Here is an 11,745-nt window from a genome sequence, read left to right on the forward strand (position 1 = left end):
GATCGCCGTCCTACAAATAACTCTCTGCGCCGGACGTGCAGCTCGCCGAGTCCCACGACTTCCGATGAAAAAGAAAAGGGACGGCTGAGGTCAGCCGTCCCTTGGATTGGATTATCTGTTTTTCCGGCGCCGTTTAAGCAGCCGTGGCGTCCGAGGTCACGCCGTCGAGGCCGAAGCCGCGTTCGCGGATTTCTTCTTCCTCGTAGTAGTTCTGCCGGGCGGCAAGGATGCCGGCGCGGCCGAGATAGCCGACGACCTTGTTGACGTCATGGCGATCCACCACCGGCAGACGGCCGAGGTTGTGCTTGAGCATCTTGGCGATGGCGTCGTACAACGTTTCATCCGCAAAGGTGACGACGGGATTGCGCGTCCCGGCCTCGAGGACCGTGAGGGTTTCCAACGAACGCTGCTCGAGCGCGCGGACCACGTCGCTGCGGGTGATGATCCCGACGAGGCGTTGCTGCTCGTCGACGAGCAACGTGCCCTGGCGGCGGGACAGCGCGGGATCGCTGGCGGCGATGCGGGCCGAGTATTCGCGCAACGGCGTAGCCGCCGAAATCATGGGGATCTCTTCGCCCATCACTTCGCCGACGCGCATCATCTCGAAGAGGTCGACGCTGTATTCGCGGGCGATGTGCTGGCCGCGGCGGGCGAGCTTTTCCGTGAGGATGGAGCGCTTGAGCAGCAGCACCGTCACGCCCAGGCCGGCAACGGAGCCGCAGAAGAGCGCGGGCAGGGAGTTGAAGTCGTGGGTCAATTCCAGCAGGAAGAACATGCCGGTCAGCGGCGAGCGCATCGTGCCACCCATCATCGCGGCCATGCCGACCGCGGCCCAAAGACCGACGTCACCGCCGGGCGCCCACTGGCCCACCAGCGCGCCCATGGCGCCACCGATGATGAGCAACGGGGCGAGCACACCGCCGGAAGTGCCGGAACCGAGGGATATGGCCCAGACGAGCGCCTTGGCAATCACGAGACCGAGCAAGGCGCCGCCGATGATATCGCCCCGCAACAAGCCGTGAATGAATTCATAACCGACACCGAGCACGCGCGGGTCGAGCCATCCGCCGATACCCACGAAGACGGCGCCGATGGCCGGCCACCACATCCAGTGAATCGGGATCTTGGCGAACAAGTCCTCGAAGAAATAGACCATCAACGTGAGGAGGCCGGAACCAAAACCCACCGCAATGCCGATGAGGATCGCCACGCCCAGGGCATTCGCGCCCAAAGCGGCGTGCGGCACCACTGGGAAAATCGGTCCGCTGCCGAGGAGCGGCACCCGCAGGACGGCCGCGACCAAAGCCGCCGCCGCCACGGGAATGAACGAGCGCGGCCTCCATTCGAAAAGGAGCAGTTCCACCGCGAGAAGCGTCCCGGCGATCGGGGTGGCGAAGACCGCCGACATACCGGCTGCGGCGCCCGCAACGAGCAGCGTTTTGCGCTCGGCAGCAGTAAGATGAAAAAGCTGCGCGATCATGGAACCGAACGCACCGCCAGTCATGATGATCGGGCCTTCCGCACCGAACGGACCACCGGTGCCGATCGACACCGCCGACGAGATCGGTTTCAAAATCGCCACCTTCGGTTGAATGAGGCTGCGTCCGAGCAGGATGGCCTCGAGCGCTTCTGGGATGCCATGTCCGCGAATCTTTTCCGACCCGTAGCGCGCCATCAGCCCGATGATCAAGGCGCCGGCCACCGGCGCGAGGATCACCCACATGCCGAGGTGATGACCCGTGAGCGGATGCAACACCGCGTCGTATTGCTGGAAGAAGACGTAATTGGTAATGACTGCGATGAGCCAAAGCAGTGCTTTGGCCACGACCGCGCTGATGGCGCCGATCGGTAAAGCGAGTCCAATAAGCAGGAGCATCCGGTGATTTGTCCGGAAGTCGCCGAGTGAAGAATGAGGCGTAGACATTGAAGGTCAATCCTACCGCAAACGCGAAATCGTTCCAGTACGTATTAATTTCGCGTTGCCACGCATGTGCAACAATCGGGAATTAGTAGTACCCGGTTTGCCTAACACCGAACCATCGCTCCAGCGGCGCCTAAGACGCTTCGACTTGCCGCCTCTCCACAGAGGTGAAAAATCAATGTCCGCCCGTCGGTTTGACTTTGGCGATCATCTCCCGCTGCGCCTTTTCCTGGTCCGCGGCGGCGGCCTGGATTTTTTTCACGAGGTCGTTGAAAGAGGACAGCGTGGCATCGTCCTGGAAGCGAAGGCGCCCGCTGGCTTCGTTGCGCTCCCATTTGCCCCAGTTCTTGTCCAGCAGGTCGAGCACGGCGAGGGCGGACTCTCCGAGTGTCTGGTCGCACTGGCGCACGCGCATCTGCAATGGCCGCAATTCGGCCTGGCTCTTTTGGTAGCCTTGCAAAGTCTGGTCGCGGTTGAAGGGCGGCACTTTCTCCGCTTCCAGTTCAGCGCGCAAAAGGTCTTCGCCGTGTTGGAGGATGTCGATGAGCTTGGCGTTCGCCGCGAGAAAATCGCGGATGATCTGGCGGTGTTGCTCGATGGTCGCGCGGTCCGAGATGTCGAAGCTCAGCACCTTCGCCTGCATCAGCTTGTCCATCTCCGTGCTGTAGTTCTGGAGATTCGCCTGGATCTTGCCGAGGTAGTTGGCCATGGCGCGAGTCGCGGCGGCGTCGGCCCCGCTCAAGTGCGTGGCGGATTGTCCGAGCTGATCCTTGATGCGCCCAAGGGAGGCATTGCCATCCGCGAGATTCCCGTCCCGAATCGAATCGGCCATCTTCACGCGTTCTTCCGCCGCGCTTTTCTCGATCTTGGCGATCTCTTCGCGTTTGACGACCTGCTGCTTCACGAAAACGGTTACGCCGGTGACGATGCCGACGATCATCACCAATCCGATGAGGCTGCACGCGACGATGAGCCCCGTATAGGACTTCCGCGCCGGCACGGGAGGCGGTCCGGATGGCTCTGGTGGAGGAGGCGGGGGCGGGTAGTTCATGGACGTCAAGGAAAGCCCGGGGTCCATGGCTGCACAAGGGCGAAGCGGGCGGATTTCCCAGTCGCATCGCCGGGCAATAGCGTATCAATGGGGCATGGAACTCGATCTTGTCGGAAAACACGCGGACCGCGCTTATGCCGTGCTGGCGTCACTCATCACGCCACGTCCCATCGCCTGGGTCACTACGATGAGCCCCGAGGGGAAGGTGAACGCCGCTCCTTTCAGCTTCTTCAATGTGCTCGGTGACGAGCCGCCGATCGTCGGCTTCTGCCCGGGCGACCGCGACGAAGGAACGCCCAAGGACACAGCGCGCAATGTGCGGCTGACGCACGAGTTCGTGGTGAACCTCGTGGACGAAGGAGTCGCCGAGGCGATGAACAAGACGTCCGCGACCGTGCCCTACGGGACGGATGAACTCGCGCTGGCTGGGCTGACCACGGCGCCGTCTTCAGTAGTCAAGGCGCCGCGCATTGCCGAGGCGCCGGCCAGCTTCGAATGCGAGGAATGGGGCACGCTGCAGATTGGCGCCAACCGGCTGATCATCGGCCTGGTAAAGCGGGCGCACATCCGCGATTCGCTCTTCGATCCGGAGACCATGCGGGTCCGCACCGAGGACTTCCAGGTCATCGGCCGCATGGCCAGCCCGCACTGGTACTGCCATACCCGCGACCGCTTCGAGATGGTGCGCCCGAAGTAAGGAATTTATTCGATAATCGGACGGGTTTCGGGGTTGATATCAATATCTCCCCATGACCGCCCTCCCCGCTGCTGCCGCGGATCCCCTCGCGCCCCTGCCTGCTGCCCGGGTGTCCGCTCCCACTACCCCTGCACCCGCCTCGGTCCGCCTCGGCTCGATCGACGCCTATCGCGGGCTCGTGATGTTCCTGCTCCTGGCCGAGCAATTCCGCACGGCCAGCGTCGCCAAGGCGCTGCCGGACTCGAGCTTCTGGCGCTTTCTCGCCACTCAACAGGAGCACGTCACCTGGACCGGCGCGGTGTTGCACGACATGATCCAGCCGTCGTTCTCCTTTCTGGTCGGCGTGGCGCTGCCCTTTTCCATCGGCAATCGCCGGGCGCGGGGACAATCACCCGAGGCGACGACCGGCCATGCCTTCCTGCGCGCGCTCATTCTCGTCCTGCTCGGGATCTTCCTGCGCTCCACCGGGCATTCGCAGACCAATTTCACCTTCGAGGACACGCTGACCCAGATCGGCCTCGGCTACGGGTTCCTCTACCTAATCGCCCTGCGCTCGGTGCGGGTGCAGTGGATCGCGCTCGTCGTCATCCTCGTCGGCTACTGGCTGGCCTTCGCGCGCTGGCCTTTGCCGGGAGAGGATTTCGATTGGGTGCACGCGGGGGTGACACCGGATTTCGCCGGCAACGCCAGCGGCTTCGCCGCGCATTGGAACAAGAACACGAATCTCGCGTGGGCTTTCGACCGCTGGTTCCTGAATCTCTTTCCCCGCGAGAAGCCGTTCCTCTTCAACCAGGGCGGCTACGCGACGCTCAGCTTCATCCCCACGCTGGGCACGATGATTCTCGGCCTGCTGGCCGGCGAAGTCATCCGCAGTCCGCGCCGCGATTCGGAAAAAATGGGCTGGCTGCTGATGGCGGCGGTCGTTTGCGTCGGGCTCGGCTGGCTGCTCGGCGCGACGGGCGTCTGCCCGGTGGTGAAGCGTGTCTGGACGCCCTCGTGGGTGCTCTTCAGCGGCGGGTGGTGCTTCTTCGCGACGGCGTTGTTTTACCGGATCATCGACCTGAGCGGTTACCGGCGCTGGGCCTTTCCGCTCATTGTCATCGGGATGAACTCCATCGCCATCTACGTGATGGATCATCTCTTCCCGAGCTTCATCCGCGACGCGTGGCGCACGCATGTCGGCGCGAATACCTTCAAGGTATTCGGCCCGGCCTATGAGCAATTCCTGCTCGGCACCTGCGTGGTCGTCACGCTCTGGCTCATCCTCTACGCGATGTACCGGAAGAAGATCTTCCTGCGGATTTAGAATCCTACACCAGCTGCGCAATCTCGCGGTTGGCTTTGCGCAGTTTGCGGCAGAGTTCGAGGCTGATGTTTTCGAGGATGTGGATCTTGATCTTCGGATACGTGGCGCCGAGCGCGGCAAGTTTGCCGATCGTCAGCAAATCGCACGACACATCGGTGTCGGCCACGATCGTGGCGCTGCGCGGGGCGTGATCGATCATCGCCATTTCGCCGAAGGCCATGCCGGGCGAGAACGTTGCGAGGCGTTTGCGACGACCCTCCTCCAGCGGCAGGAAGACCGTGACCACGCCGCGCGTGAGGAGAAAGAGTTCCCGTGCCGGTTCGCCCGCCTGGATGATGATCTCCCCAGCGGCGTAGTTGCGCCGCTCAAAGAACTTCTGGACGACGGCGACATCCTCGCGATTCAACCCGTTGAGCAATTCATAGCGCGTGACCGCGATGCTCGTATTCGGAATGTCCGGCATGGTGCGCGCGAGCAATCGATCCTCGCTCCACTGCAGCGCGGCATCGAGCTCATCGAAGGTGCGGAAAAGATCGTCCGAGCGATCACCCAGGCGCTCGCGGATGAGCCGGCGCAGCGGCGAGTTATTGGTCAGCCCGGTGAAGAGCACGACGCAGCCGGCCGCGTGCAGCTGGCAGAGGATATCGTGAAACAAATGCCCGGCGCTGTCGTTGATGGAAATGACGTAACGGAAATCGAGAATGAGGCATTCCATCCCCGCGCATTCGGTCAAGGCCCGCACCACGTACTCCGCGGTGGAGAAGACGAGATTGTCCTGGAGCTGGAAGACCTGGATGCGCTGGCCGTGTTCGCGGAGGATTTTAGTTTCCGCCAGCGTCCGCACGCGGCTGGAATTGAACTCGCCGGCATTGAGCCGCAGGCGCACGACCGATTTGCCGATACCCGGCCGATTGAAGAGATGCAGATCCCAGCGGCGCGACAGCTCACTGCAGACGCTCACGCCCCGGACGCTGTTGCCCTTTTGATCCAGCGGCGGCGAAAAGACGCCGATGCCGAGTTGGCCAGGCAGCACCGCGATAACTCCGCCGGCAACGCCGCTCTTCGCCGGCATGCCCACATCGTAGAGCCACTCGCCGGCGTAATCGTACATGCCACAGGTGCCCATCACGCCGAGCACGCTTTCCACGTATTCGGATTGAATGGCCCGCTCGCCGGTGAGCGGATTCACGCCACAATTGGCCAGCGTCGCTGCCATCGTCGCCAGGTCGCGGCAATGGGCGAGGATCGAGCACTGCTGAAAATACGTCTCCACGACCGGCATCGGGTCTTCCTGGATGATGTTGAAATTGCGCAGCATGAAACCGATGGCGCGGTTCCGGTGGCCGGTCGCGCTCTCCGCGGAGTAGACGTCTTGATCCATCTTGAGCTCGCGTCCCGCGTAGCGGCTGATCGTCTCGAGGATGCGATTGAAACGCACTTCCGGGGTGCGTCCGTGGACCAGGCCAGTGCTGGCGATCGCGCCCGCGTTGATCATCGGATTGCGCGGCGAACCCGTTTGCGGATCGAGCGAAATGGAACTGAAAGAGTCGCCGGTGGGCTCCACGCCGACCTTCTTCAAGACTTCGGCGCGGCCCTCGTCCTCGAGCGCGAGGCCGTAGACGAAAGGCTTCGAGATCGCCTGGACCGTAAACTCCTGCCGCGAATCGCCGATTTCGTAGACGCCGCCGTTGGTGGTCACGATGCAGATGCCGAAGGCGTTCGGGTTGGCCCGGGCCAGTTCGACGATGTGACTGGCCACCGCGCCGTCGGTGATGCTCGAGAACTGCCGATGCAGATCTTCGAGTTGATCGCGAATAGGAGATGAAGTAAGGGAGGTTTTTTCTGCGGTCATGGCAGGAGCCGGCGGGCGAGGGGCCCGAACGGAATCCGCAGATGAAAGGTGCATCGCGGATTTAGCACAAGCCCGAACCCACAAATCCGCCTTGTCTACGAATACCGGCTGCCGCCAACTTCGGCGGATATGGCCGTCCATCTTCGTCGAGCGATTCTTTGTTCCCTCCTCTGCCTCATCGCCCATGCCCCCGCCGCGGAACCGGTAGCGACCGAGCCGGTAATCGGGACTTACCACTGGCCGAACGGAACCGCAGGCGTCGACGCCTTCGCCACGTGGCTCGGCCGGCCGAGCGTCTGGGCGCTGGATTTCATCGGCGGCGAATCGTGGGACAACGTGGGCTGGCCGACGTGGTGGCTGGAGACGTGGACCAAATGGGTGAACGCCAAGCCGGGCCGGCGGCTGATTCTCGCCGTGCCGATTCTCGCGGGTCCGCCGGACGGCAGCGGGCCGAAGCAAGGCAGCAAGGGCGTCGGCGAGCCGGTGTCGCTCGAGAAGGGCGCGCACGGGGATTACAATGCTTACTTCCATGACCTCGCGGAGAACCTTGTCCGCAACAAACTCGGCGATACGATTTTGCGTCCCGCCTGGGAATTCAATGGCGGCTGGTACACGTGGCATGCGAAAGGGAAGACGGACGCCTTTGTCGCATATTGGCGACAAATCGTGCAGACGATGCGCGCGGTGCCGGGTGCGGAGAATCTGAAGTTCTGCTGGAACCCGACGCTGGGCGACCAGGATTTCCCGGCCGACCAGGCGTGGCCGGGCGACGAGTATGTCGATTACGTCGGCCTCGATGTCTACGACGAGACGTGGAATGCGAATACCTATCCGTGGCCGGCGAATGCCACGCCAGCGGAGATCGACGCGCGGCATCGCAAGGTGTGGGACGAGTGGATCGTCAACAGCACCCGTGGGCTGGCCTTCTGGACAAAATTCGCGAGCGACCACGGCAAGCCGTTCGCCGTTCCGGAGTGGGGGCTGAATCACGCGGACCACGGCCATGGCGGCCTGGACAACCCGTACTTCATCGAGCAAATGCACGCCTTCTTCCTCAACCCAGCCAACCACGTCGCCTTCCAGTGCTACTTCGATATCAATGCACCGGACGGCCGCCATCAGCTCTCGCCGGGCGTGTCCGGCACAGGGCATCAGGAAGGCACGGAGTTCCCTGTCTCCGCGGCGAAATTCCGCGAGCTGTTTAGTGCCAGGGCGACGAAATAGCGAATGATCAATGCCCGTGCGCCGAGAATAGGACTCCGAGCACGCAGGCTACCGTCATGATCGTCAGCACTAGCGCGGTGATGAAGGCAAAGCGAAAATCCCGTGCCCGGACGAAAGCGATCCACATGCAGACCAACCGCAGCACGGGCAAAAGGATGAATGCTGCGATGCCGGCGTTGATGACGCCCTGGCCACGCGCTCCCAGCCATTGCATCACCAACCCGATGCTGATGGCCACACAGGCCGCGGCGGTACCGTAGTGCAATAGCGCGGCGAGCACACGTTCGAGACCACGGTGCGGCGTTTCGTTCGGGAGTGTGCTCACGAATGATGCCCTCCGATGGAAATACCCAGTGCGCTGAGGAGCATCTGCGCGCCCAGTAAAAGCAGCACGGCGATAAACAGGATGCGGAGCTTTTCGCTCGAAACCCGCAGGAGAATCCGCGCCCCGAGAATCGAGCCGACGACCGAACCCAGGGCTACGACACCCGCCATCAAGGGATCGATATTCCCGCGGAGAAAGTAAGCGCCAGCGCTGGCCGCAGCCGTGACACTGATCATGAAATTGGAAGTGGCCGAAGAGATCTTGATCGGCAGGCGAAGCGCCGTATCCATGGCCGGGATTTTCAGCACGCCGCTGCCGATGCCCAGCAACGCGGACAACAACCCGGCGCCGTACATGAACAGCATGCCCAGCGGGAGACGCTGGACGCGATAGACCACATCGCGGCCGAGGGCCTGATCGGGATACGCTGCATCCAGTTGAAGCGCATCCGCCCACGAAGGCGCACGTTCTTCCCCGACATCGGTCACTGGGTCGCCACGCCGCGACAACATCTGCTGCGCGGAAACGAAAAGCACCGCGGCGAAGAGCAGATAGAGAATCGTCACCGGCACGATGTTGAAGAGCAATACGCCACTCAAGGCACCGAGCGTCGTCGTTGCCTCCAGCACCACGGCCAGTCGCACATTCGTCAATCGACCGCGCAGAAAGGGCGCCGCGCTGCCGCAGGAACAGGCGATGACCGAGATCAGGCTCACGCCAACTGCCGCGCGAATGTCGACGTGTCCGAAAATGGTGAGCACCGGCACGATGAAAATGCCGCTGGCCATGCCGAGCATTCCGCCCAAGGCGCTGGTTCCAAGCGCGACGGCGAACAGCCAGATTTCGAAATGCAGATCCATCAGCGGCCTTCCTCCACCAGGAAAATCCGTCGGGCGGAATGGCGAGTACAGGACGGGCTCAAACGGCTTCCGAGGTGAAAGTGAACGTCATAATGCGGAGGGAAAAAGTGAAGGATATGCGCCCGGCTTCAACGGGCAATGCTGTCATAACGCAAACGTGAGAAGATACTGACAGTCGCCCCGGCTTTCTCTAGACGACGTGCATGCGCATTCGCCCTCTTGCCGTCGTTGTCGCCATTTTATTCGCCGCCCCGCGCGTCGAGGCCGCGGAGACTTGCGATGTGCTCGTGTACGGTGGCACGCCGGGCGGCTTGAGCGCGGCCCTGGCGGCATCGCGCGAAGGCGCTTCGGTCGTGGTCATCGAACCCACGCGTTGGATCGGTGGCATGGTCACCGGCGGTCTCGCCAGCACCGACGTGGGCAACGAAAAAGTGATCGGCGGCATTGCCCGCGAATTCTTTACCCGCGCCGCGGAGGCTAAAGCGGGCACACCGATGTGGTTTGCCGAGCCGAAGGTGAATATGGCGACGTTCAAGGCCATGCTGCAGGAGACCAAAATCAAGGTCGTCACCGACCAGCGGCTGAAATCCATCTCGCGCGATGGTGATCGCATCGAGTCGCTCATGACCAGCGATGGTATCCGCTACGAGGCCAAGGTCTTCATCGACGCTACTTACGAAGGCGACCTCCTGGCGCGCGCCGGCGTGAGTTACGCCATCGGCCGCGAAAGCCGCGACACTTACAACGAACCGCTGGCCGGATTTCTACCCGCGCCCTTGCGTCCGCGCACCGTCGAACAGATGGCGCAGGATTCGCCCTCCATCGGCGGACCGAAGGACGCGATGAACTACGTGCATGGCACGCCGGCCAAAATCGAGGCGCTCGACGTCGCCGGCCTGCCGTTGCCAGGCATCAGCAATCAATGGTTCGAGGTCGGCGCGGGCGATTCGCGGACCCAAGCCTACAACTTCCGCGTGATCGTCACGCGCCAACCGGAAAATCGCCTGCCCTTTCCCAAGCCGGCGCATTACGACCCGATGCGCTATGAGTTGCTCGCGCGCACCATCGCGGCCTTCCCTGGCATCCGTTTCAGCAAGCTCGTCTACCTCGGTCCCATCGCGAATGGAAAATACGATGCGAATGCCATCGGCCTCGTCGTCGGCACCGATCATGTCGGCGCGAATTACAACTACCCCGACGGCGACGAGAAAGTGCGCGCCAAAATCTGGCAGGATCATATCGACTACGTGCAGGGCTTTCTGTGGTTCCTGGCGAACGATTCGCGGTCGCCCAAGGAATTGCAGGCCCAGGCCAAAGAGTGGGGCCTGGCCAAGGATGAATTCACCGACAACGACAACTGGCCCTACGCGCTCTATGTGCGCGAAGCGCGGCGCATGATCGGTGAATACGTGACGCGCCAGGATGATTGCACGCAGCACCTCACCAAGCCCGACTCGATCGGCATGGGTTCGTTCATCATGGATTCGCACGCCGTCGAGCGCCTCGTCGATCACGACGGCAGCGTCATTGATGAAGGTAATTTCGATGTGCCCGTGCGGCCTTATCACATCCCGTATCGCAGCCTCGTGCCGCAAAAGAAGCAGTGCGAAAACCTGCTCGTGCCAGTGTGCATTTCGGCCTCACACGTGGCCTACGGCTCGATCCGCATGGAGCCGCAATTCATGATCCTGGGGCAGGCGTGCGGTGATGCCGCGGTACAGGCCATTCACGAGAAGAAAGCGGTGCAGGATATCGATGTCGCCGCTTTGCAAACGAAGCTGCGCGAGCAAAAGCAGGTGCTCGATCTGCCGCTGCCGCCAGGCAGCGCGGCGGCAAAGGATTTGCCAGGCATCGTCATGGATGACGCGGATGCACAATATGTCGGCGAGTGGCAGGCGAGCAGCTCCTCGGGCGGCGTGGACGGGATGTATCGTCACGACATGAACCAGGGCAAAGGCGAGAAGTCCGCGCGCTTTGAACTGCACGTGCCGAAGGATGGTAAATACGAAGTGCGCTTCGCCTATACCACCGCGCCGAACCGCGCGACGAATGTGCCAGTGAGCGTGAAGCACGCCAATGGCGAGAACTCGATCACGGTGAACGAAAAGCTGACGCCGGCGATCAACCAGGCCTTCGTCTCCCTCGGCACGTTCCGTTTCACCGCCGACAAACCGGCGGTGGTGACCGTAACGACGATGGGCACCGACGGTTACGTGGTCGTGGATGCGGTGCAGCTATTGCCTGCGGAGTAGCCGCCGAATGACATAGGAGGAATAGGAAGAATGGGAGCTATAGGAAAGATAGGCCTCCTATAACTCCCATTCTTCCTATCCCTCCTATCCTTCGGCGGTCACAGACCGCCGCTACGGCGCCCGCCTTACTTTCCGTGCTTCTTCGCGTAGGCGGCGACGTCCTTGGCGGCCTTCGTTTCCGTGCCGGGCGCATCGAGGAAGCCGAGGTCGCGGACCCAATCGATGAATCGATCCTGCCACGTACCGAAGGGAATGCC

Annotated in this window: 9 protein-coding genes; 4 read left to right on the top strand and 5 right to left on the bottom strand. The window is 62.4% G+C overall.

Going from position 1 to position 11,745, the window contains the following annotated elements; translation table 11 throughout:
• Positions 1–133: 133 nt before the first annotated feature.
• Both CFE428DRAFT_RS29940 and CFE428DRAFT_RS29945 read right to left on the bottom strand, forming a co-directional pair.
• Positions 134–1,876: a chloride channel protein gene (locus tag CFE428DRAFT_RS29940; protein WP_006983477.1), complete on the bottom strand. Its 1,743-nt coding sequence runs from the start codon at positions 1,874–1,876 to the stop codon at positions 134–136.
• A gap of 220 nt (positions 1,877–2,096) precedes the next feature.
• Positions 2,097–2,972: a hypothetical protein gene (locus CFE428DRAFT_RS29945; RefSeq protein WP_131989621.1), complete on the bottom strand. Its 876-nt coding sequence runs from the start codon at positions 2,970–2,972 to the stop codon at positions 2,097–2,099.
• A 94-nt stretch (positions 2,973–3,066) separates the two neighbouring features.
• Between CFE428DRAFT_RS29945 and CFE428DRAFT_RS29950 the strand changes: the two genes are divergently transcribed.
• Together CFE428DRAFT_RS29950 and CFE428DRAFT_RS29955 are read left to right on the top strand one after the other, a co-directional pair.
• A complete protein-coding gene (locus CFE428DRAFT_RS29950; RefSeq protein ID WP_006983479.1) occupies positions 3,067–3,669 on the top strand; it encodes a flavin reductase family protein in 603 nt (200 codons plus the stop codon).
• Positions 3,670–3,721: 52 nt separating this feature from the next.
• The gene (locus CFE428DRAFT_RS29955) at positions 3,722–4,975 is read left to right on the top strand and encodes an acyltransferase family protein (RefSeq protein ID WP_006983480.1); all 1,254 of its coding nucleotides are present in this window, start codon (positions 3,722–3,724) and stop codon (positions 4,973–4,975) included.
• 4 nt (positions 4,976–4,979) lie between these two features.
• On the opposite strand, the gene glsA is transcribed toward CFE428DRAFT_RS29955, so the two are convergent.
• Positions 4,980–6,827, bottom strand: coding sequence for a glutaminase A (glsA, locus tag CFE428DRAFT_RS29960; RefSeq protein ID WP_006983481.1), 1,848 nt, complete (start codon positions 6,825–6,827; stop codon positions 4,980–4,982).
• Positions 6,828–6,956: 129 nt separating this feature from the next.
• Between glsA and CFE428DRAFT_RS29965 the strand changes: the two genes are divergently transcribed.
• Positions 6,957–8,051, top strand: a complete 1,095-nt coding sequence (locus tag CFE428DRAFT_RS29965) for a glycoside hydrolase family 26 protein (protein ID WP_006983482.1) — start codon at positions 6,957–6,959, stop codon at positions 8,049–8,051.
• Between the two features lie 7 nt (positions 8,052–8,058).
• Here CFE428DRAFT_RS29965 and CFE428DRAFT_RS29970 read toward each other — a convergent pair whose 3' ends face one another.
• Entirely contained in the window at positions 8,059–8,376 is a 318-nt protein-coding gene (locus tag CFE428DRAFT_RS29970) for a DUF1634 domain-containing protein (protein ID WP_006983483.1), read from the bottom strand.
• Complete coding sequence (locus CFE428DRAFT_RS29975) at positions 8,373–9,236, bottom strand: sulfite exporter TauE/SafE family protein (RefSeq protein WP_006983484.1); 864 nt, start codon at positions 9,234–9,236, stop codon at positions 8,373–8,375. The genes CFE428DRAFT_RS29970 and CFE428DRAFT_RS29975 overlap by 4 nt, the downstream gene beginning before the upstream one ends.
• Before the next feature lie 203 nt (positions 9,237–9,439).
• On the opposite strand from CFE428DRAFT_RS29975, the gene CFE428DRAFT_RS29980 reads away from it, so the two are divergent.
• Positions 9,440–11,488: an FAD-dependent oxidoreductase gene (locus CFE428DRAFT_RS29980; RefSeq protein ID WP_006983485.1), complete on the top strand. Its 2,049-nt coding sequence runs from the start codon at positions 9,440–9,442 to the stop codon at positions 11,486–11,488.
• The last annotated feature ends 257 nt before the right edge of the window (positions 11,489–11,745 follow it).

The organism is Chthoniobacter flavus Ellin428 (assembly GCF_000173075.1).
In the GTDB taxonomy this organism is placed as follows: domain Bacteria; phylum Verrucomicrobiota; class Verrucomicrobiia; order Chthoniobacterales; family Chthoniobacteraceae; genus Chthoniobacter; species Chthoniobacter flavus.